The sequence below is a fragment of the Amnibacterium sp. genome (genome assembly GCF_036559085.1).
Classification (GTDB): Bacteria; Actinomycetota; Actinomycetes; order Actinomycetales; family Microbacteriaceae; genus Amnibacterium.
The window spans coordinates 1-21,421 of record NZ_DATBTU010000009.1 but is presented as its reverse complement, the minus strand read 5'-3'; the positions used below and the strand labels follow the sequence as shown (position 1 = coordinate 21,421).

The 21,421-nt window shown below is 71.8% G+C and carries 22 protein-coding genes; 15 read left to right on the top strand and 7 right to left on the bottom strand.

The window, feature by feature from the left end:
- Positions 1-223 precede the first annotated feature (223 nt).
- A complete protein-coding gene (locus VIG76_RS00820) occupies positions 224-589 on the bottom strand; it encodes a hypothetical protein (RefSeq protein ID WP_331950040.1) in 366 nt (121 codons plus the stop codon).
- Between the two features lie 43 nt (positions 590-632).
- Complete coding sequence (locus tag VIG76_RS00815; protein ID WP_331950038.1) at positions 633-2,951, bottom strand: bifunctional lysylphosphatidylglycerol flippase/synthetase MprF; 2,319 nt, start codon at positions 2,949-2,951, stop codon at positions 633-635.
- Between the two features lie 787 nt (positions 2,952-3,738).
- Between VIG76_RS00815 and VIG76_RS00810 the strand changes: the two genes are divergently transcribed.
- The 6 genes from VIG76_RS00810 (at position 3,739) to VIG76_RS00785 (ending at position 10,421) form a co-directional block, all read left to right on the top strand.
- Positions 3,739-4,782: a hypothetical protein gene (locus VIG76_RS00810; protein WP_331950036.1), complete on the top strand. Its 1,044-nt coding sequence runs from the start codon at positions 3,739-3,741 to the stop codon at positions 4,780-4,782.
- Positions 4,783-5,210: 428 nt separating this feature from the next.
- Positions 5,211-5,972, top strand: a complete 762-nt coding sequence (locus VIG76_RS00805; protein ID WP_331950034.1) for a hypothetical protein — start codon at positions 5,211-5,213, stop codon at positions 5,970-5,972.
- 257 nt (positions 5,973-6,229) lie between these two features.
- On the top strand, positions 6,230-7,987 hold the full coding sequence (arsA, locus tag VIG76_RS00800) for an arsenical pump-driving ATPase (protein WP_331950032.1): 1,758 nt from the start codon (positions 6,230-6,232) through the stop codon (positions 7,985-7,987).
- A 127-nt stretch (positions 7,988-8,114) separates the two neighbouring features.
- Positions 8,115-8,300 carry a hypothetical protein gene (locus tag VIG76_RS00795; RefSeq protein ID WP_331950030.1) on the top strand — a complete coding sequence of 62 codons (186 nt, stop codon included), beginning with the start codon at positions 8,115-8,117 and terminating at the stop codon, positions 8,298-8,300.
- Between the two features lie 2 nt (positions 8,301-8,302).
- On the top strand, positions 8,303-9,985 hold the full coding sequence (locus VIG76_RS00790; RefSeq protein ID WP_331950028.1) for an FAD-dependent oxidoreductase: 1,683 nt from the start codon (positions 8,303-8,305) through the stop codon (positions 9,983-9,985).
- Positions 9,986-10,115: 130 nt separating this feature from the next.
- Entirely contained in the window at positions 10,116-10,421 is a 306-nt protein-coding gene (locus VIG76_RS00785; protein WP_331950026.1) for a metal-sensitive transcriptional regulator, read from the top strand.
- Here the strand turns inward: VIG76_RS00785 and VIG76_RS00780 are convergent.
- The 3 genes from VIG76_RS00780 to VIG76_RS00770 form a co-directional block, all read right to left on the bottom strand.
- On the bottom strand, positions 10,408-10,563 hold the full coding sequence (locus VIG76_RS00780) for a hypothetical protein (RefSeq protein WP_331950024.1): 156 nt from the start codon (positions 10,561-10,563) through the stop codon (positions 10,408-10,410). The two genes, VIG76_RS00785 and VIG76_RS00780, sit on opposite strands and share 14 nt — an antisense overlap.
- A gap of 68 nt (positions 10,564-10,631) precedes the next feature.
- Positions 10,632-10,823, bottom strand: coding sequence for a hypothetical protein (locus VIG76_RS00775; RefSeq protein WP_331950022.1), 192 nt, complete (start codon positions 10,821-10,823; stop codon positions 10,632-10,634).
- Positions 10,824-11,239: 416 nt separating this feature from the next.
- The gene (locus VIG76_RS00770) at positions 11,240-11,920 is read right to left on the bottom strand and encodes an NAD(P)-dependent oxidoreductase (RefSeq protein ID WP_331950020.1); all 681 of its coding nucleotides are present in this window, start codon (positions 11,918-11,920) and stop codon (positions 11,240-11,242) included.
- A gap of 85 nt (positions 11,921-12,005) precedes the next feature.
- Between VIG76_RS00770 and VIG76_RS00765 the strand changes: the two genes are divergently transcribed.
- The 4 genes from VIG76_RS00765 (at position 12,006) to VIG76_RS00750 (ending at position 14,710) form a co-directional block, all read left to right on the top strand.
- Positions 12,006-12,389, top strand: coding sequence for a winged helix-turn-helix transcriptional regulator (locus VIG76_RS00765; protein WP_331950018.1), 384 nt, complete (start codon positions 12,006-12,008; stop codon positions 12,387-12,389).
- 86 nt (positions 12,390-12,475) lie between these two features.
- Positions 12,476-12,847 (top strand): YciI family protein, encoded by a 372-nt coding sequence (locus tag VIG76_RS00760; RefSeq protein ID WP_331950016.1) that lies wholly within the window; start codon positions 12,476-12,478, stop codon positions 12,845-12,847.
- 108 nt (positions 12,848-12,955) lie between these two features.
- Positions 12,956-14,209: an RNA polymerase sigma factor gene (locus VIG76_RS00755; RefSeq protein ID WP_331950014.1), complete on the top strand. Its 1,254-nt coding sequence runs from the start codon at positions 12,956-12,958 to the stop codon at positions 14,207-14,209.
- Positions 14,210-14,293: 84 nt separating this feature from the next.
- Positions 14,294-14,710 (top strand): hypothetical protein, encoded by a 417-nt coding sequence (locus tag VIG76_RS00750; protein ID WP_331950012.1) that lies wholly within the window; start codon positions 14,294-14,296, stop codon positions 14,708-14,710.
- A 28-nt stretch (positions 14,711-14,738) separates the two neighbouring features.
- On the opposite strand, the gene VIG76_RS00745 is transcribed toward VIG76_RS00750, so the two are convergent.
- Positions 14,739-16,361, bottom strand: a complete 1,623-nt coding sequence (locus VIG76_RS00745; RefSeq protein ID WP_331950010.1) for an LTA synthase family protein — start codon at positions 16,359-16,361, stop codon at positions 14,739-14,741.
- A complete protein-coding gene (locus VIG76_RS00740) occupies positions 16,345-17,076 on the bottom strand; it encodes a CDP-alcohol phosphatidyltransferase family protein (protein WP_331950008.1) in 732 nt (243 codons plus the stop codon). The genes VIG76_RS00745 and VIG76_RS00740 overlap by 17 nt, the downstream gene beginning before the upstream one ends.
- A gap of 81 nt (positions 17,077-17,157) precedes the next feature.
- On the opposite strand from VIG76_RS00740, the gene VIG76_RS00735 reads away from it, so the two are divergent.
- The 5 genes from VIG76_RS00735 to VIG76_RS00715 are packed head-to-tail and all read left to right on the top strand — an operon-like array spanning position 17,158 to position 21,227.
- Positions 17,158-18,135: a zinc-dependent alcohol dehydrogenase gene (locus VIG76_RS00735; RefSeq protein ID WP_331950006.1), complete on the top strand. Its 978-nt coding sequence runs from the start codon at positions 17,158-17,160 to the stop codon at positions 18,133-18,135.
- A 3-nt stretch (positions 18,136-18,138) separates the two neighbouring features.
- On the top strand, positions 18,139-18,537 hold the full coding sequence (locus tag VIG76_RS00730; RefSeq protein WP_331950004.1) for a 6-pyruvoyl trahydropterin synthase family protein: 399 nt from the start codon (positions 18,139-18,141) through the stop codon (positions 18,535-18,537).
- On the top strand, positions 18,534-19,538 hold the full coding sequence (locus VIG76_RS00725) for a glycosyltransferase family 4 protein (RefSeq protein WP_331950002.1): 1,005 nt from the start codon (positions 18,534-18,536) through the stop codon (positions 19,536-19,538). Before VIG76_RS00730 ends, VIG76_RS00725 begins: the two co-directional genes overlap by 4 nt.
- A 4-nt stretch (positions 19,539-19,542) precedes the next feature.
- Positions 19,543-20,481: a lysylphosphatidylglycerol synthase transmembrane domain-containing protein gene (locus VIG76_RS00720; protein WP_331950000.1), complete on the top strand. Its 939-nt coding sequence runs from the start codon at positions 19,543-19,545 to the stop codon at positions 20,479-20,481.
- Positions 20,478-21,227: a RibD family protein gene (locus VIG76_RS00715; protein WP_331949998.1), complete on the top strand. Its 750-nt coding sequence runs from the start codon at positions 20,478-20,480 to the stop codon at positions 21,225-21,227. Before VIG76_RS00720 ends, VIG76_RS00715 begins: the two co-directional genes overlap by 4 nt.
- The last annotated feature ends 194 nt before the right edge of the window (positions 21,228-21,421 follow it).

Here is a 21,421-nt window from a genome sequence, read left to right as displayed (position 1 = left end):
CAACTGAAAATCGAAAGGTCACCGGATCGACGCCGGTCGGAGCCACGACGAGAACCCCTGGTCATCCGGGGGTTTTTCTTTTGCCCATTCGCGCTGACGGGTCTTCCCGACCGGATGTGGACACATTTTGGACACACGCTGCGCAGCTCGATAGGAGCTTCACGGCCTTCCTCGTCAGCGTCGGCGGCTCGCCGGCACCCGAAAGCAGCGCAAGCCGGCCCAGTCACCAGAGGGTCGGGCGCCCCTCGTTGACAGGAGTCCGTGGCTGCTCCGGCCTCCACCATCGGGTCTGGACGAGGTTCGCGATCACGAGGGCGAGTCCGGCAGCTGCGGCGCTGGTCGCGATGAGGATGACCGGTGAGAGCGTGACTCCGAACAGGTCGGGCGCGTTCAGCCAGAAGGGCGGTCCCAGACCGATCAGCGCACCGGCGGCCAGCGCCGCCACCGTGACCAGCGATCGGGTTCGAAGCCGCGTCCTCACTCCGATCGTCGGCACCATGAGAGCGCCCAGCGCGACGCCGGCGACGATGTACGCGATCGTGAGGGTGCGGACGTGCTCGAGGGGCAGATCCGTGATCCACGGCGGCACGCGTCGGTCCTTCTCGTCCTGCTTCTCGAGGGTCGAGCTCGGGTCAGCGGTTGGTCGTGACGAACCGGGCGAGCGAGAGGATCTCGCCCGCGGTGACGTCGGGCAGGTAGGCGCTGGCGATCGCGCGGCCGATGGCGGGCAGCTGCAGCGGATCCCGGTAGCAGAGGTAGAGCGACTGGTAGCGGGGGCCGAACTTCGCCTTGTACTTGAGCAGCGAGGCGAAGCCGTAGGCGGGCTCGAGACGTCGAGACAGGAACGCGAGGGTGCTGTCGAGGGGGCGACGGCGTGAATCGGACGTGGCGTGCTGCGTGGTTGCGAGGGGGGCGCCGGACAGGCTCATCACCTGCAGTCCTGCTTCCCTCAGGCGGATCGCGACGGAGGCGATCAGGAACTCCATCACCCCGGGCATCCCGGCGGCGGCGCGGCGCATGACGTCGAGCGTCCATCCGACGATGATCTGGTCGCGGTAGACCGGAAGCCACGACGTGACCCCGGCGAGGTGCTCGTCGGCGTCGAGCGCGATCATGAGCCGCACCTCCGGGTCCTGCAGCTCACTGAGGCCCCCGAGGGTGAACCCCATCTCAGGCAGCTCCTTGTTCGCCACCCAGTCGGTGGAGAGTCGGATGAGCTGCTCCTGCACCGCCGGAGGCAAGTCGTCGTATGAGGACCAGACGGCTTCGACCTCGTCCTTCGCTGCTCTGTTCAGGGCGGTGCGGATGCTGTTCGCACTCTTTCCCCGGGTCGTGAACGTGGTCGGATCCACGACGGCCTCCAGGGCGACCTCTGTGCTGCGGAAGCCCTTCGCGGCGAGACGCAGTCGGGTGGGCTCATGCACCGAGTAGAAGGCCGCAGTCCAGCCGTTGCGGTCGCAGTACCCGATGAACCCGTCGATGGCGTCGTCGAGACTTCCGTCGGGGCCGATGGGATCGGCGATCGTCACAGCGACGTCGTTGACGGTGCGGTAGGCGATCGCCGCGTCACCGCGAGGGGCGAACCATGCATCGTTCCCGTCCCAGAGCGCCATGTGCGACAGCGTGTTGCCGCCGGCGCGGACGAGACGGTCGAGTCGGTTGCCCTCACGTCCGGGCTTGAAGTCGGCGCGCCTCGTGAGCGCGCGGATCGCGAGCGTGGCGACGATCGCCCAGAAGAGCGGGCCGACCCAGTGGAAGACCGCCCGGAGGCCCTGGGCGTGGGGAACGATCACGTGACGATGGTTGGTGAGGAAGTTCACCGGCACGAAGCGCATGAACGCGTCGAAGACGACGCTGGGTACATCTGGGGAAGGCGTGAAGGCTGCCCGGTGGGTGAGGGCGAGCACCAGGTAGGCGCCGGACAGCGCGACGAGGGCGGCGCTGCTGCCGGCCCAGAACGCGATGATCCGAGCCCTGGGGGCGGTGAGCGTGAACAGCTTCGCGTTCCAGACCGTGGCGGCGGCGACGCCCAGCGGAAGCAGCACCGGGCCGAGGACCCAGGCGCCGAGTTCCACGGCGTCGGCCACCCCGTGCGGCTTCAGCCATGCCGGGGAGTCGACGTTCGGGTACCGGGCTTGGAGCGCGATCACGACGCAGACGCTGAGCGCCGCCAGCGCGAGGTTGGTCCAGACGGTCAGCCACATGCCGAATCGCCGACCACGCCGGAGCCCCCACGCGCCGATCGCAAGAAGGACCAGCGGGACGAAGAGCTCGAGCAGGGGCGCGATTCCGCGGGCATCCAGGAACGCCCGATCGTGCGCGCAGGACAGGGCCGACTCCACGGCGCACGCTGCGCGAACGGCACTGCCGTGAGGAAACGGGTTTCCGAAGATCGATCGGAAGAGGGTCAGGACTCCGACCCCCGACGGGTTGAGGGCCGCGACGGCAGGGCCGAAGGCAGTGATGAAGACGATGAGGCTCAGCAGGGTGCGGCGCTCGCGGAACGAGGCCGGGACAGGTGACGAGGGCCGAGGATCCAGGCGTCGAGCAAGGACTGCACCCACCGCGAGGCCGACCGAGGCCGCGAGGAATCTGTAGACGTCCGCGGAATCGCCGTTGTAGAGCGCGAAGACGGTGACCAGCCCGATACCGGTCAGGCGGAGGCGCCGGCGCCACAAGGAGCCGAGGAAGGCCGATGCGGCCATCGCCGCGGCCACGACGGCGATTGCCGGATCAAGCACGTACTCGCTCTGCAGGTCACCGGGCCACCGTGCGCCGATCTCGTGCCCGATCGACTGCGCGAGGAGTCCCACGACGACCGCCAGCACGCCTCCGACGACGAGCATGACCGCCAGGAGGCGATGACCCACCCGCGTCTCGAGAGCGCCCAGCAGCGGTGCCCCCAGCAGCAGGACGATCGCCAGTTGGAGCGGCCCCTGTGCGATCGCCAACGCAGTCAGGGCAGTCCACCAGTGGTGGTGCTGCGCGAACGACGGGTCGCTCACGGCCCACAGCTGCAGCGACTTCGCGGAAGCCGGGGCAACGATGGTTCCGGCACCAGCGCTGCCCGCCAGCACCAGTGCGGCGAAGCCTGCGGAAGCGCGGTAGGAGGAGCCGAAAGCAAGGACTGCCCTGCCTCGATCCCCGATACCGACACGGACAGTGGGCGTTCTCGAATCAACCTCGCTGCTCATGACCCGCTCCCGGTTTCGCACGACTCCCCCGGTTCCTACCCCAGATCGAGGGACATTCGGGGACCCATGCCGAAGGCCTCTCCGGAAAGGGCCGAATCTCGGCCGCCGCGCGTTCAAGTGCCAGAAGTCGACGGTTTATCCGGGCCGGGGGCATGGCGCACAGGAAGGTACCGATATCGCCAACCCAGTACCAGCCGATGCTTTCCCCGGCACCCGTTTCCTCGCACGAGACCCGCGCCGAGTCATCACGCGGTGCAGGCGGGGCGAGACTCCCGAAGGGTCCGCACCGGCCAGGCGTTCGTGACGTCCACCAAGCCGGCTACGAGCCTTCGCAACCGAGAGCGGGCGGCCGATTCGGTTGAGAGGATCGGCCTGCTGCCGGACACTTCCCGGTATGAGGGCTGTTCGGGAAGCCGGTTCGAGGTTCGCAGCGGCGTTGATCCTCGGGCTCACGGTCTGCGGACTTTCGGGGTGCGCACCCCTCGTCCTGCCGCACCCGGGAACCTCCGTCGGTCCCGGCGCTGCCCAGCCGCGGGATTCGATCGTGGTGCAGGGGCGGACGCTTCCATATCAGCAGGCGCAGCCCGTCACCTCGGCCTCGATCGATACGCGATCGTCACGCCTGCTGACCGTCTTCGTGACCGGCTCGCCGGACAGGGGTGGCGGGGAGTGCGGGCCGCCCGCGATTCGCATCCTCACTCAGGAGACGTCCGCGATGGTTCGGCTTCTCGTCGTGGACTACCAAGCACCGGCGCAACCGGGTACCGCCTGTCCGGCGATCGGCTACACGGCTACCCCACAGCCGGTGCACCTGAGGGCGCCGCTCGCCGGCCGGCAGCTGCTCGACGTGGCGACGGGCAAGGCCCTCGCCGTCGTCGACGGTTCGACCATCCCGACTGTGCCTCGGCCGCCGATCCCGTTCACGTCCTCCCTCCTCGAACAGCAGCCGCACGAGCCGGTCGCGGTTCGGTCGTGGACCGACCAGCACGGCAACGCCGTCAGGCAGATGCAGCTCCTCTCCGGCCCGCCGTCGGCACTCACCGGCCACATGTCGCCCTACGGGCGAATCGCTCTGCAGTTCGACGTGCACGGAAGCGCCGCCACGCTCTACGCCGACGACGGCGCGGACGGCACCAGCTACGAAGCCCAATGGACGCCCAACCCCCAGCAGACCATCCGCCTCGAGCTGGACAGCTCCCCCGCACGGCACTGGACAGCCACCCAAGCCATCAACCTCACGCGATCCGTCACCGGCTACCGATCACGAGGCGGGCCCGACGCGTTGCCGCCCCCCATCACGCCCGGCACCTCCGCAGCCACCTTCAGCAGCGCGGGAGGAACGGTCGAGCACGCACCCAACCTCCTCAAGAGCAGCGGTGTCTGGGTCGGCCTCAACTGCCGGGGCGTCGGCCAGGTCACCGTCACGCTGCGAGGCGTCACCCGCACCTGGACATGCAGCGACCACCTGTCGACGCACATCACCAAGAGCATCGGCAAGCCCGACGAGACCTTCTACCTCGACGTCCACGCCACCACCGGCGTCCGCTGGGCCCTCACCCTCAACCGCGCCTCACTCGACGGCAGCTGACAGGCACACGTCCCTTGGCAGACGGATCGTCAGTTCTCATCTGCCACGATCTGCGACGGCCGCAGCGCGATGCCCTCGCTCCGATCTCCGACGGGCGCGATCTCCGTCAGCCGACCAGCTCGTCCTCGGGACACACGATCTTCAACAGGATTCCGTCCTCCCAGCCGAACTTCGGTATCTCGATACGAACCGACCATCCGTGCTCTGCCACCCGGGGCGAACTCGATTCAACTCTTCAACTCTTCAACTCTTCAACTCATCAACACATGCATTCGATGTCGCCTCCCACCACTTCCTCCTTCTTCGTCTTGCCCCAACCCCCGCCGCCGGACCCCTCGCATCCGACGACGAGGGTCCGATATGCCTGAATTCGTCTCCGCGACGAGTTTCTCCGACCCTCCAGCGCCAGCGATCCGTACTGTTCTCGCATGGATGCCGAGGACGTAGAGGCGGCCCGTCGCGCTCTTTATGCCCCCGGTGCAACTGCGGCGAACGTCACCGCATACGCGGCGGCCGTCACTCAGCCATTCGATACAGCGGTGCGATCGACTTCGCCGTCCGCGTCCGTGCGGACCGGAGGTAGCAGGTTCAGCGCGGGCCGAATCATCACGGCTGGCCTGGCCGTCCTGTCGATCTCTGCGATCACGGGCGCATGGATCGTGAGCGCCGCCGCTCAGCACGCGACGGCTGCTCACAGCGCCGCGACCCCGACGGCCGACCCGACCCTCTGGAGTGCCGCTCACCGTGCTCAGACCCGGACAGCGCTCCAGGCGATGCTCCACGCGCCTCAAGAGCGGGCTGACTCTTCGCAGGTCGATCGGCTTCTCGCGGCGCGGGCACCCCAGGCCGACGTCATCACCACGACCGTGTCCGGCTTCGGTATGGGCACGAGCAGCGAGGGCGAAGCGGGGACCTTCAGCGCTGGCGAAGCCACCGTGATCGTCGCGTTCGACAGGCCGTGCCACTTTGACTGGACAGCGAGCGTCTCTGTGCCGTTCTCGAAGACGACGACCGGCGGCTGGCAGCAGGGTCTGAAGACCCAGGACCACGCGGCCGCGGGCTCCGCCGACGCGTACATGCCGCTCGAGAGCTCCTTCCGACTCACGCAGGCCTCGAATGGAGTCCGCCTGCGCATCCACGCGCCACGCGGCGTGAGGTACGTCTGGCTCCTTGAACTGGCCAGCGGCTAGGCGAGGAGACCTCCCACCAGTGACCGACGGCCGATCCTCCGCGTCAGACGAACTGATGATCGAGAGGGAGCGCGGAAGCGACCTCACCGAGCGGGGCCACCGGTCGTGACGCTCAGCGGACTGGAGCCGACACCGTTCCGGTCGGCGCCCTCGCCTCCTACGTGGTGACCAAGGTCCCCATCCGTCGGCGGTGAAAGGGACCAGGTTCGGATGTGGTCGCGGTGCGCAAGGAGCATCGCGCGGAGAAGGGGCGTGAAGTGAAGTTCCTCGACCGGCTGCCTCGGTATCTGTTCTTCACCGGCAAAGGGGGCGTCGGCAAGACCTCGGTCGCCTGCGCGAGCGCCGTTCACCTCGCCGACGAGGGCAAGCGGGTGCTCCTGGTCAGCACCGATCCGGCGTCGAACATCGGTCAGGTCTTCGGGCTGGTCATCGGCAACACGATCACCTCGATCCCGTCGGTGCCGCGCCTTTCCGCCTTGGAGATCGATCCGGAGGCGGCGGCGGACGCGTACCGGGAGCGGATCATCGGACCGCTCAGGGGCGCGCTCCCGGACGCGGAGCTGGACGGGGTCCGGGAGAGCCTGTCGGGGTCGTGCACCACGGAGATCGCCTCGTTCGACGAGTTCACCGAGTTGTTGACCGATGGTGGCCGCTACGCCGAGTTCGACCATGTGATGTTCGACACCGCGCCGACCGGTCACACGATCCGACTCCTGCAGCTGCCGGGGTCCTGGAGTGAGTTCCTCACCGCGGGCGGGGACGCTTCCTGCCTCGGGCCCCTCTCGGGTCTGGAGCGCCACAAGGCGACCTACGCGAACGCGGTCCAGGCGCTCACCGACCCGACGCGCACGAGGCTGGTGCTCGTCACCCGTGCTCAGCGCTCGGCCCTGTCCGAACTCGCGCGCACCTTCGACGAGCTGCATGGCATCGGGATGCCGGACGGATACGTGGTCGTCAACGGCGTGCTGCCCGGGGCGGCGGGCGACGAGCCACTGGCTGCGGCCGTGCGCGATCGGGAGTCCGCAGCAGTAGCGGGGATGCCGGAGCGGGTAGCCGCGCTGCCGCGGGACTCCATCGACCTCAAGCCCGAGAACATCGTCGGCGTCGACGCGGTGCGCGCCTTCTTCCACCCGGCAGCACCGGCCCCACCGGTTGCGGAAGGCGGAACGGCGGTCACCGAGGCGCCCCTCGCAGTGCTGGTCGACCAGATCGAACGGGACGGCCACGCGCTCGTGCTGTGCATGGGCAAGGGCGGCGTCGGCAAGACGACCATCGCGGCCGCGATCGCCCTGCGCTTGGCGCATCGCGGTCACCCCGTGCTGCTCACCACCACCGATCCGGCCGCGCACCTCATCCAGACGCTCGCCGGCGCAGCCGTCGACGACCTGACCGTCTCGCGCATCGACCCCCACCTGGCCGTGCAGGCCTACCGGTCCCGCGTGATGGCCTCCAAGGGGAGGGACCTCGACGACGAGGCGCGGGCTGCGCTCGCGGAGGACCTGATGTCCCCGTGCAACGACGAGGTCGCCGTGTTCCACGAGTTCTCGCGGGCGATCTCAGAGGCGCGCCGGAAGTTCGTCATCATCGACACCGCTCCTACCGGGCACACCCTGCTCCTGCTGGACGCCGCAGGGTCCTACCATCGCGAGATCGCTCGGCAGATGGGCGAGGGCGCGGGGTTCGTGACTCCGCTGATGCGACTGCAGGACCCGGCGCTCACGAAGGTGCTGCTCGTGACGCTCCCCGAGACGACGCCCGTGCTCGAAGCGGAGGACCTGGCAGCCGACCTCCGGCGCGCCGGGATCGAGCCGTGGGCGTGGGTCGTGAACAACTCCCTCGCCGCCGCGAAACCACGATCGCCGTTCCTTCGCGGACGCGCCCGCAACGAGCTCGACCGGATCGCGCAGGTCCGTGACGAGGCTGAGCGCGTCGCAGTGGTGCCGACGCTGGTCGAGGAACCGGTCGGGCCGGTGCGACTGTCTGCCCTGACCGAGGCCGCGTCCCAGCTGGTCTGACGCGGTGCGCCATCTCCGGCTCACACACGAAGCGGCGCCCTGTACGACCTCGACCGCACCCTGCGATCAGGCGCGCATCGCTATACCCCCCGGGGTATAGTAGGCCACCCGCGAGAGAGGAAGTCGGATGTGCCGTGCGGTGACGTGCAAGCAGTGTGGGAAGACGACCTGGGCCGGGTGCGGGCAGCACGTGGACCAGGTGATGAGCCGGGTGTCCCCCGCTGACCGGTGCGCGGGCCATCTCGGAGCCGGCTCGGGTGCTCCCGAGGGACGAAAGACCGGTCCATTCGCCCGCCTCTTCGGAGGGCGCTGATCGTGCAGAAGGCACCGGATGCCCCGGGGCGTCGCGTCGTCATCGTCGGAGGCGTCGCGGGCGGCATGTCGGCAGCGACTCGGCTTCGCCGCCTGGACGAGGAGGTGGAGATCGTCGTGTTCGAGCGTGGCGAGTACGTCTCGTTCGCGAACTGCGGCCTCCCGTACTACGTGGGCGGCGTGATCCGAGAACGTGAAGACCTGCTGCTCCAGACAGCGGAGGGCTTGGCGGCGCGATTCAGGATCGACGTGAGGACGAGCAGCGTCGTGACGAGCATCGACTGCAGCTCACGCACGGTGTCGGTCCTGGACGAGACGACGGGGCGCCGGTACTCGGAACCGTTCGACTCCCTCATCCTCGCCGTCGGCGCCACCTCCGGCGCCTCACTTCCGGGCGAAGGGGTGCCGGTCCGGACCTTGCGCACGGTCGACGACGTCGACGCCATCGACGCCTTGCTGGACATCACGCCGACCGGCGCACGAGCGGTCGTGGTCGGAGGGGGATTCATCGGTCTGGAGGCGGTGGAGAACCTCTTCCGCCGGGGCGTGAACGTGACGCTCGTCCAGCGGGGCGACCGGCCGCTGTCGCCGCTGGACCCGGAGATGGCGGCCCCTGTCATCGAGGCGCTCGAGCTGCATGAGGTGGACCTCAGGCTGAACACGACGGTGACGCGCATCTGCGCCGGACGGGTCGAGCTCTCCGACGGTGACGCGGTGGAGGCCGACATGGTCATCGACGCGCGGGGCGTGCGCCCCGATGCCGCGCTCGCCATGGACGCCGGTCTGGCCATCGGGCCGACCGGGGGAATCGCCGTCGACGCCTTCCAGCGCACGAGCGACCCGTTCATCTACGCGGTGGGTGACGCGGCGGAGAAGGTCGACGCCGTCGACGGAGCCGCGAGCCTGGTGACGATGGCGGGGCTGGCGAACCGGCACGGGCGAGCGGCGGCGGACGCGATCTGCGGGATCGGACGGCCGAGCCGGCCGGCGCTCGGGACCGCCGTGGTGGGGCTCTTCGACCTGACGATCGCGATGGTCGGGTGGAGTGAGCACCGCTTGCGGGCTGCGGGACGCCCGCATCGGGTGGTGCACACGCACCCGGCATCGCACGCGACCTACTATCCGGGCGCGGAGACGATGGCGATGAAGCTGCTGATCGACCCGGCGAGCGACGAGATCCTCGGCGCCCAGATCGTCGGAGGAGCGGGGGTCGACAAGCGGATCGACGTGCTGGCGACAGCGATGGCCGCCGGCCTCGAGGCGTCAGCGCTCGCGGAGCTGGAGCTGGCGTACGCGCCCCAGTACGGCTCGGCGAAGGACCCCGTGAACCTCGCGGGCTACGTGGCCGGGAACCTCGTCAGCGGCACGACGCGAAGCATCCAGTGGCACGAGCTCGAGGATGCCCGGACGGCGGGGGCGCTCCTCGTGGACGTCCGTTCTCGAGGGGAGCACGCGGCCGGATCCATCCCCGGTGCCGTGAACCTCCCACTGGACGAGCTGCGAGCCCGGGCTCACGAGCTCCCCGAAGGGCGCATCATCGTGCACTGCCAGGTCGGTCAGCGGGGACACACCGCCGCCAGGCTGCTGAGCCAACTCGGCCGCGACGTGGTCAACCTCGACGGTGGCTACGCGACCTGGATCGCAGGGACCCGCACCGTCCGCGCACCGCAGATGAGCGCCGCATGAGCTCCACCACCGTCAGCCGACTGGCCAGGCTGCCCGGCCGGTCCGCCGTCACCGTCGAGGGCGGCGCTGCCGCATCGACCGACGCGGGCCTTCCTATCGAGACCGGCGGACAATGAGCGCGGAGGCATCGATGACCACGACCGAAAGCAGCTCGACGACGCCCGAGGCGACCAGCGGGCTCCTCTCTCAGGACCGAAGGATCCTGAACCGACTCCGTCGCGCGCAGGGACAGCTGGGCGCGGTGATCGAGGTGGTCGAGCGAGGCGGGGACTGCCGCGACGTCGTCATCCAGCTCGCCGCCGTGGCCAAGGCGCTCGACCGGGCGGGCTTCGCCATCGTCTCCACCGCGATGCGCACCTGCCTGACGAGCCCGGATGGCACCGGCGACCACCTGACCGTCGACGAGCTCGAGAAGCTTTTCCTCACCCTCGCCTGACGCGCATCGAGGTCCTCGAGCCGGCCCTCGACGCCGGCCGGAGCCACGACCGGCGAGCGAGGAGCAGGAGCAGGAGCAGCAGCAGGAGCAGGAGCAGCAGCAGGAGCAGCAGCAGCAGGGTGTCGCGGTCCCCAGCCGGCATCCGTCAAGCGCTTCCGTTGCTCGAAGGCCACCAGGAAGGTCTCCGACGCCAGGAGTTCTCCCCTTTCGCTACGCCGCTCGCCCGAACCTCCACCAGCGCGTCGGGGCCGCTGCGGCGCGACCCCTTGTGCGGAACGACGCTTGGCCCACGTAGCCGGCCTGCCCGAGCACCGGCTTCGCGGCCTCCGCCAGCGCGGTCGACCCGTACTCCACGACCTTGTCGGCGGTGAGCATCCCGAGGACGCCGAGGGACACCGCCACGTCGACGGCCGTCGCGATGCCCAGAACGGGTCGTCGTGGGCGACGACCGAGATCGCGTATCGGCCGAGCGAGGACACGATCATCGCCACCACGATCGACCCCGCGGTGAAGGAGAATCAGGCTCCGATGCCCGCCAGCTGCCCGTCACCGAACCCCTTGGAGAGGAACCTGAGGATGGCGCCGCCCGACGGGTACTTCGCCCCCAGCTCGGCGAACGAGTAGCCCTGTAGCCCTGTAGCCCTGTAGCCCCGCGATGATGCCGGCGAGGACGAACGTCAGCCAGACCGCCGACCCGGCGACAGTGACCTGCAGCACGGTCATGCGCTTGGTACCGGCTGTCGACGTGGTCGTCGCAGCCGCCTCTCGACGGGCGCACTGACGGAACGGCCCGGATCCGGCCCCGAACCAGGTCCGATTCAGGGGAGATCCGTCGTGACGAGCCGCGGCGCTCGCGAGTTCCCGAGGTTCACGTGCGCCCGGTGCCGGTCGCCGGCCTCGATGAGGTCGAGGAATCCGAGGGCGTAGTCCGGCGCCGAGATCGCGCCACCGTCAGGCTGCACCGCGACATCGTCGCCGAGTCGGTAGCGGCCGAGCCGTTCGCCGGGCTGGTAGGCCCCGAACGCGGCCGCCGGGCTCACGAACACCCAGTCGAGCGCCTCGGGCGCCGAGGGCAGATCCTCGATGACGACGGCCGCACCCTGGGTGATCTCCGGGTGGAGCGCGGCCGGGACACCGCTGAGGTCCGAGACGTAGCGGTCGGCCCCGGGCGCGGGCCGCAGCGAGGAGAAGCCGCCGACGAGGTAGAGCCGGGCGCCGGCAGCGGCGGTGAGGCGCGCGACCGCCCGCGAGACCTCCCGGAACGGGGCAGCGAGGGGACCGCGAGGGGCCAGGGCGCTCACCACGACTTCCGTACCCTCGATCACCCGCGCGAGCGCCTCCACGTCGGCGACGTCGCCCTGCACGTACCTGACGCCGGGGATCGGCTGGGAGGGCGGCGAGCGGCTGAGGGACGTGACCTCGTGGCCACGGGCGGCGGCCTCGGCCACGATGGCCGAGCCGGCGTACCCGGTTCCGCCCAGAACGGTGATGCGTGCCATGGATTCCTCCTGCTGGTGTGGTGGCGCCGATCGGCCGCCGTGGTTACCGTAGGAGACCAGGTCTCCGAGCGAAAGCAGGCACTTCGTGGTAACCACCTCGCCGCAAGCGCCTGCCGACGGCGACCCCTACCGCGCGGACTGCCCGACGCGCCGCATCCTCGACCGCATCGGCGACCGATGGACCGTGCTCGTCGTGGGTGTGCTGGCCGAGGGGGACGCCCGGTTCTCGGAGCTGCGCCGCCGGATCGACGGGGTGTCGCAGAAGATGCTCACGCAGACCCTCCGGGCGCTGGAGCGCGACGGCCTGGTCACCCGGACCCTGTATCCCGAGGTGCCGGTCCGCGTCGAGTACGCGTTGACGGAGGCGGGGCGCACACTGCAGGGGCCGCTCGAAGCCCTGCGCGAGTGGTCGATCCTCCACCTCGGCGACGTGGCGGAGTCCCAGCAGGCGTACGACCGCGCGGGTTGAGCACGACGCTGTAGAAATGCGCTCCTCTCGTTCGTAGTAGAGATGGAGGCGGCCACCCCGGCCGGCTCCGGACGAGGAGAGCGGACATGACCGAGTACCTGATCGCGTTCAACGACGAGTGGGTCCCCGACTACACGGCGGAGCAGTTCCAGAGGATCGGGGCGGCGGTGCGGGAGCTGCGGGAGGAGATGCGCGCAGCCGGCGTCCTCGTCTTCACCGGTGGCCTGGACGACGCCGGGCCCGTCTTCAGCGTCGACGCCTCGAGCGGCACCCCGCTGTTCACCGACGGTCCGTACATCGAGTCGAAGGAGCATCTCGGCGGCATCGCGGTCGTCGACGTGCCCGACGAGGCCGCAGCGCGGCACTGGGCCGGCCGGATCGCGACGGCGTGCGCGTGGCCGCAGGAGGTGCGCCGCTTCCGGCGGGCTGCCCGGTCCGCCGACGGCGCATCCGCTTGACCGGGTCCGCCGACCGGTTCGATTCCGAGGGCAGGAGGAGCCGTCCCCGCCGATCCCGGTGATGTCGCTCGCGCCATCACCCGCGCCCACCGCGAGGAGTGGGCGCGGGTGGTGGCGACCTTGGTGCGCCGGTTCGGCGACCTCGACGTCGCTGAGGAGGCCGCGGCGGATGCCTTCGCCGCAGCGGTCGCCCGATGGCGGGACGACGGCGTGCCGCCCAACCCCGGCGGCTGGCTCACCACGACGGCCGGGCGGAAGGCCCTGGACCGCCTCCGCCGGGACCGGATGCGGGACGAGAAGCACGGGCTGCTGCTGCGGCTGCAGGACGAGCGCCCGGACGAGCCGGAACGGACCATCGAGGACGACCGCCTCCGGCTGCTGCTCATCTGCTGCCATCCGGCGCTCCCGATGGAGGGGCGGGTCGCGCTGACGCTCCGCATGGTCGGCGGCCTCACGGTGCCCGAGATCGCCCGCGCCTTCCTCGTGCGGGAAGCCACGATGGGCCAGCGGATCAGCCGCGCGAAGGCGAGGATCGGAGCGGCCGGCATCCCCTTCGAGGTCCCCTCCCCGGAGCATCTGCCGGCCCGGCTCGACGGCGTCCTCACCGTCCTCTACCTCGTCTTCAACGAGGGCTACCTCGCGACAGGGGACCAGGCGGAGCCGGTGCGGCAGGAGCTCGTGCTCGACGCGATCCGGCTGACCCGGCTGCTGCACGGGCTGCTGCCTCAGGAGGGCGAGGTCACGGGCCTTCTCGCGCTGATGCTCCTCGCGGAGGCCCGGCGCGCGGCGCGGGTGTCGCCGGACGGCGAGCTGATCACCCTCGACGCGCAGAACCGGGGCGCCTGGAACCACGCGATGATCCGTGAGGCCCGCGAGCTGCTCGAGCAGGCGGACCGCCTCGGGACCGCGCGCCGCCGCTATCGGATCCTCGCCGCCATGAGTGCGACGCACTGCTCCGCCCTCCGGGCCCAGGACACCGACTGGGTGCGGATCGTCGCGCTCTACGACGGCCTCGCCCGGCTCGATCCGTCACCGATCGTGCTGCTCAACCGCGCGGTCGCGGTGGCCGAGGTGTCGGGGCCGCGCGTGGGCCTCGACCTCGTGGACGGCCTGCGGGAGGCCCTGTCCGGCTACCACCCCTACTTCGCCGTCCGCGCGGACCTGCTCCGCCGGCTCGGACGCACGGCCGAGGCGGTCGACGCCTACGAGCAGGCGATCATGCTCACCGCCAACCGGGCGGAGAAGGCGTTGCTCTCCCGCCGGAGGGACGCGCTGGTCACCGCGGGCGACGAGCCGGCGGAGGGACGGTCGGCGCCGCTGGAGAGAGGCGGTCCTCAGCCACCGGCGGACATCCCCGGCTAGCACCCGCGCTCGGTGAACCATCCGGCGCCCTACCGCGTCTCCTTGGGAAAGGCCTCGACCGGCGGGGCCGAGGGAGCGTGTCAGATGCGGTTCAGCGGAGTGCTCAGGATCATCGGCGCGATCCTGCTTCTCGCCATCGGCGGGATCCACCTCTTCCTCGTAGCGACCGGGCAGGGCGGCCTGCTCGTCGCGCCGTTCGTGCTGAACGGGCTCGCCGGCGTGGTGCTCGCGATCGGCCTGCTCGTGCTGCGCGGCCGCATGCTGCTGTGGGCCTCGGTGCTCGCGCTGCTCTTCGCGATCGCGAGCCTGCTCGCGCTCGTCCTGGCGCTCACCGTCGGCCTGTTCGGCATCCACGAGCACTGGACCTTCACGCTGGTGCCGCAGACCGTCGTCGTCGACGCCGCGGCGATCGTCGTGCTCGCGGTGCTGACCGTGCGGATGCTCGGCACCCGGTCCCCGGCCGCCGCCGCGGGGCGGCGAAGCGCAGTCGGGACCCGCTGAGGCGCCCCGCGTTCACCCGGCGCTCGGCTCAGCGGGCGAACGCGTCGAGGAACCGGTCGCGGAACCGGTCCATGCCCCACGTGCTGCCGCCGGGGGCGGGCCGGAGTCCCTGCGCCCATCCCCATCCGCTGATCGCGTTCAGGACCGCCGGGTCCGCTGCGATCACGGAGACCGGCACGTCGTGGTCGGGGTGCGGGCCGCTGACGATCTCCGCGGGCTGGTGGTCGCCGAGCATCACGACGACGAGGTCCGGATCGTGCGACGCCGCGATGAAGCCGGTGAGGGCGTCGAGGGAGTAGCGGATCGACTGCCCGTACAGGCCCTGCACCGTCGCCGGATCCTGCCAGGCGATGCGGGGCGGGATCCCCTCCGCCGGCATGCCGACGAAGACGGATCCGTCGCCGAGGGCCTGCGGATCGACCAGGCGGGGCAGCGGCGTCCACGGCGTGTGCGAGGACACGAGGTCGATCTCGGCCATGACCGGGGCGTGCTGCGGGGCCAGCTCCGTCCGTGCGAAGCGGTCGAGCGTCCACTGATCGGGGATGGCGGCGTAGCTGAACGACGGCCCCCGGTAGCCGACGTCCGTGCCGTCGTCCATCCGGTCGTAGCCGTAGAACCGCTGGCCCTCGGGCCACGGATGCCTGTCGGAGGGGATGTCGGACACGGTCCGCCAGCCGGCGTCGTGGAAGGCCCGGGTCAGGGTGAGCCGGTCGCCCGCGAGCAGGCGGTCGTAGGACGCCTGGTTCGGGACCCGGATGCCGGACTGCAGCGTCGAGTGGGCGAGCCAGCTGATGCCGCCGAACGTGGGCGAGACGAGGGTGCCGGTCCGGGCCGAGAAGCCGGCGGCCCGGAGCGTCGCCGTGTCGGTCGCCAGGGTCGCGTCGACCGCCGGGGAGAACGAGGTGCCCTGCACCGCGACCTGCCCGTAGCTCTCGACGAACACGACGAGCACGTCCTTGCCGCGCAGCGGGCCGGATGCGAGGCCGGACACGCGTCCGGCGTACGGGTCGGGGGCCGCGAGCGCGGCTCCGAAGGAGCGGACCGCGGCGACGGAGGCGACCGTGCGGGAGACCTCCCCGGCGGCGAAGGCCGATTCGCTCGTCGAGGCGATCGGCAGCCCGGGCACGAGCGCCACCCCGGTCAGCGTGAGGACTCCCCACACCGCGGTGAGACCGGCGAGCACCCGCATGCTCCGGGAACGCCGCGCGCGCACGAGCTCGCCGACCGCGAGCACCGCGGCGACGAGCCCGACGGCGCAGAGGACGACCAGCAGCACGGCCGCGGCGATCACGAGGCCCGCCGGCACGTCGAGCGAGTCGGCCACCACGCCCGCGCCGGAGCCGAGCTGACCGAGGTCGGACACCGGGTCGAACGGCCGGCCGAGACTGCCGCCGACCGCGACGTTCAGCGCCTTGGCGACGGTGAGGGCCGCGAGCAGGACCCCCGCGACCAGGGCGACGAGCCGCGCCGGAATTCTCGGGATCACGGCGAGGAGGGCGACGAGCAGGATCCCCTCGATCGGCAGACGGAGGAACGCGGCAGGACCGAGGTCGCCGACCGCGTCGGGGACGACGAGGGCTGCCCACACCGCGACGACGGCGACCACACCGAGTGCGCGGCGACCCCGCCCCGCCTCAGACGACCGGCGCATCGACGACCGCTCCCTTCACCGCCGCCGTCCGGGTGCTCGTGCCGAGCAGCCCGCGGATCTGGGTGCCGAACGAGACGGCGAGCGCCGAGGCGGCGAGGACGGCGACCACCTCCGAGACCACCCAGCCGAACGAGCCGGCGCAGACCACGATCAGTGCCACGCCCTGCAGCACCGCGACGGCCTTGCGCCAGAGCCGGGGCGCCGTGGGCGCGGCCAGACGCGGTATCAGCGCGGTCGCGAGCAGCAGCAGGTACCGGGCCGCGCCGACGAGCAGGATCCACGGTCCGACCTCCACCGCGGCGGCGATGCTCAGCGCCAGGACGAGCGAGGCGTCGACCTCCATGTCGAAGCGGGAGCCGAAGGCGGAGACCGAGTGGGTGGCCCGCGCGATCCGTCCGTCGACGCCGTCGAGCAGCAACGCCACCGCGGCGGTCACGACGAGGACCCCCGTCGCGCCCGGCCCCGCCGGGCCGGTCACGAGCGCGACGACCGCGCCCACGAGCACACAGCGGGTCCAGGTCACCGCGTTCGCGGCGCCCACGTGCCGGCGGCCATCCGCCGTGAGGCACGTGGCGATGAGCAGATCGCAGACCAGGCCGTAGCCGAGACCGGCGGCGGCGCCGACCGGTTGCACCGTGCCGGAGGCGAGCAGCGCGGCGACCACCGCGGCCCGGCCGAGCCCCGCGAGCCCGAGGCCCCGTCGAACCAGATCCACGCGCAATCCGTCTCTCCCTATGACGGGTACGACGATCCGGAGCATCCTGTGGTTCACCCATCGCCGGAACGGAGGACGCGCATGACGACGAGCGAGCGCGCGTTCTGGATCCGTGAACCCGGGGTGGGTGAGATCCGCACCGAGCGCCTCCGCGAACCCGGCGATGGCGAGGTCCGCGTGCGCACCCGGTTCTCGGCGATCAGCCGCGGCACCGAGTCGCTCGTGTTCTCCGGCCGAGTGCCGGAGTCGGAACGGGCCCGGATGCGGGCACCGTTCCAGGAGGGCGAGCTGCCCGGGCCGGTGAAGTACGGCTACCTGAACGTCGGGATCGTCGAGGCGGGCTCCGAAGCCCTGCAGGGCCGGCCGGTGTTCTCCCTCACCCCGCACCAGACGGCCGGCATCGTCCCCGCCGACGCCGTGGTGCCGGTCCCGGAGGGGGTGCCGCTCCAACGGGCGGTGCTGACGGGGATCGTGGAGACCGCGGTCAACGTGCTCTGGGACGTCCCCGCGCTCGTCGGGGACCGCGTCGCGGTGGTCGGGGCGGGACTCGTCGGATGCTGCATCGCCCGCCTCGCCGCGCGCCAAGCGGGCACGACGGTGACCCTCGTCGACACGGATCCGGCCAGACGGGCCATGGCGGAGGCGCTCGGGATCCGGTTCGCGGCGCCGGACGACGCCCCACCGGAGCAGGACGTCGTCTACCACGCGAGCGGGCACGGCGAGGGGCTCGCGCTCTCGCTCGGGCTGCTCAGGACGGACGGGACCGTCGCCGACCTCAGCTGGTACGGCGACGCACTCGTGACCCTCCCGCTCGGCCGCTTCCACTCTCGGCGGCCGACGATCCGGTCCAGCCAGGTGGGACAGCTCGCGCCGGCACGACGGGGCGTGCTCACCGCCCACGACCGGCTCGCCCTCGCGGCGCGGCTGCTGATCGACCCGGCATTCGACGCGCTGCTCTCCGCACCTCGGCCGTTCACCGAGCTGCCCGTCCTCCTCGCCGCCGCATCCGCCGGGACGCGCGAGGCCCTGTGCCAGGTCCTCGATTACGAAGGGGTGTGAGACGTGTTCAGCATCACGGTCCGCGACCACATGATGGTCGCCCACAGCCTGCGCGGCACGGTCTTCGGTCCCGCGCAGCGGCTGCACGGGGCGACCTACGTCGTCGAGGCGACGTTCCGCCGCGAAGGCCTGAGCGCGGACGGCGTGGTGGCCGACCTCGGCGCCGCGGCGGACGCGCTCCGCGCGGTGCTCGCGCCGCTCGACTACCGCAACCTCGACGACGAGCCGGACCTCGCCGACCTCAACACCACCACCGAGGTGCTCGCCAGCCTCGTCGCCGACCGCCTCGCCACCCGAATCCGCGAGGGCGCGCTCGGCGAGGACGGCGCCGCCATCGAGCGGATCCTCGTCACGCTGCAGGAGACGCCGACCGCCTCGGCGAGCTACGAGCGTGCCCTGTGAGCCCCGTGGCCTTCCTCGTCCCGACCGGGGTGCACGACGAGCGGCATCCGTCCGGCGGGAACCGGTACGACGTCGAGCTCGCAGCCGCCCTCCGGCTCACCGGGTGGCGAGCCCGCATGATCGAGGTCGCCGCGGAGCCGGACGCGATCGCCGCGGCGGTGGCGGACGTGCCCGGCGGCGACCCGATCCTCGTGGACGGCCTGCTGCTCGAGACCGGGATCGGGACGTCCGCGCTCGAGGAGCACCGGTTCGTGCCGCTGCTGCACATGCCGCCGGTGAGCGGAGCCGCGCTCGGCCTGCTCGGGCGCGCCGACGCGGTCGTCACGACGAGCGGATGGACCCGCGACCGGGTGCGCGAGCACGTCCCGTCCGCCACGCCCCTGGCCGTCGCCCTTCCCGGGGTCCGGCCCACCCGGCTCGTGAGCACTTCGCCGACCGGGCGGCGCATCCGCTGCGTCGGCGCCGTCGCGCCGCACAAGGGTCAGGACGTGCTGGTCGACGCGCTCGGGCGGCTTGCGCACCGCACCTGGCGCTGCGAGCTCGTCGGACCGACCGACGTCGATCCCGCCTTCGTCCGCTCCGTCCGGGACCTCGCAGCCCGGCTCGGCATCGCCGACCGGGTGGCGCTGACCGGCCCGCGCCACGCGAATCCGCTCGACGGGCTCTACTCCGGCTGCGACCTGCTGGTGCTGCCGTCACGCGCGGAGAGCTACGGGATGGTCGTCGCCGAGGCGCTCGCGTGCGGCGTCCCGGTGATCGCCTCCGCGACCGGCGGCGTGCGCGAGGCGCTCGACCCGTCGGCCGGTCTGCTCGTGCGGCCGGGCGATCCGGACGGGCTCGCAGCCGCGCTCGACGCCTGGCTCACGCGGGAGGACCTCCGCCGGCGCCTCACCGCCGGAGCTCGGTCCTGCGGCGCGCGACGCCGGACCTGGTCCGCCGCCGCAGCCCTCGTCGCCGATCGGCTCGCCGCGGCCCCCGCGCTCCGGACCGCGGAGCGGTGACGCGATGGGACGCCTCCGCAGGGCCGCCCCGTGGGGCATCCGCCTCGCCGTCGTCGCGGTCCTGGGGATGGTCCTGCTCCGCGTCGGGGCGGAGCCAGTCGTCGAGGGCCTGCGCGGGGTGACCGGCACCGCCGTCGTCGTCGCCCTGCTCCTCACCGCCGCGGCCACCGTGCTGTCCGCCTGGCGGTGGACGCTCGTCAGCGCAGCGCTCGGCACGTCGCTCCCTCTGCCGGCCGCGGTCTCGTCCTACTACCGGTCGCAGCTGCTGAACAGCGTGCTGCCGGGCGGCGTGACCGGCGACGTCGAGCGCGGCCTGCGATCGACCGCGGGCTCACGACGGGGGCTGCACGGCGTCCGTGTCGTGGCCTGGGACCGTGCCGCCGCCCAGGCCGCGCAGCTGGCCCTGCTCGCCGTGGTGCTGCTCGTCTCCGCCGGTCCGCTCCGGGTCGTGGGCGGGCTCCTCGCGCTGCTCGGCGCGCTCGTCGGCAGCGCGGTGCTGCTGCGACGCCGCATCCGCGGGGCGCCGGTCGGCGGGATGGGCCGGGCCGCGGCGGCGGTCCGGGGCGACATCGCGCGGATCGCGGAGCGCCCGGCCACGCTCACCGCCGTGGTCGTCGCATCCGTGCTCGTCACGCTGCTGCACGCGTCGGTGTTCGTGCTCGCGGCGAGCATCACGGGGGCGTCGCTCGACGCGGTGCGGCTGCTGCCGCTCGCCCTCGTCGTCCAGGCCGCGATGACGATCCCGGTGGGCTTCGGCGGGCTCGGCCCGAGGGAGGGCATGGCCGCGCTGCTGTTCGCGCAGGCGGGCGTCGGCGCCTCCCACGGCGTCGCGGCGGCGGTCGCATACGGGGTGCTGGCGCTGATCGCGGTGCTGCCCGGCCTGATCCCACTCGTCGTCTCGTGGACCCGGCCGATCGGGCATGCGCGGGAGGCGGCCCGATGAGCGCCCGCCCGTACACCGTGCTGAGCTGCTGCATCTCGCTGGACGGCTACCTGGACGACGCCGCGGACCGCCGGCTCCACCTCTCGAACGACGCGGACTTCGCCCGCGTCGACGGCGTCCGCGCGACCTGTGACGCGATCCTGGTGGGTGCCGGGACGGTGCGGAGCGACGATCCGCGCCTCCTCGTCCGGGCGCCGACCCTCCGCGCCGCTCGGGTCGGCGCCGGCCGCGGGTCCTCGCCGATGAAGGTCACGGTGACCCGCACGGCGGACCTCGACCCGGAGTCCCGGTTCTTCACGACGGGCGACGCCGACCGCCTGGTCTACTCCTCCAGCACCGCCCACACCAGGGCCCGGCAGCGCTTCGGGGACCTGGCGACGATCGTGGACGCGGGCCGCCGACCGACGATGTCGGAGGTCGTGCAGGATCTGGCCGCTCGCGGCGTCGAGCGGCTGCTGGTCGAAGGGGGCCGTTCCGTGCTGACCCAGTTCCTCGCCGCCGGCCTCGCCGACGAGCTGCAGCTGGCCGTCGCCCCGGTGTTCGTCGGCGACTCCCGCGCCCCTCGGTTCGTCGACGACGGCCCGTTCCCGTGGACGGGGGCGCGCCGGGCCGAGCTGACCGGCACCCGGGCCGTCGGCGACGTCGCCGTGCTGACCTACGCCCTGTCGGAACGGGCCGTGCACCCGCTGCCCCAGCCGGACGCCCTGCCCGTTCCCGCCGACGCCGCCGATCGGCGGCACGGATGAGGGGGATCACCACATCGGTGTTCCGGATCCCGGTCGCTCCACGCGAAGGTTGAGGTGCAGCGCAGTGAGCGCTCACTTCGAAAGGGATCACGATGTCGTCCTCCTCGGCCACCGGAACGCCGCTGCCTCGCGTCGAACGGACCGCACACGGCCACCGGCTGATCGTGGACGGCCGGCCCGCCCTGCTGCTCGGC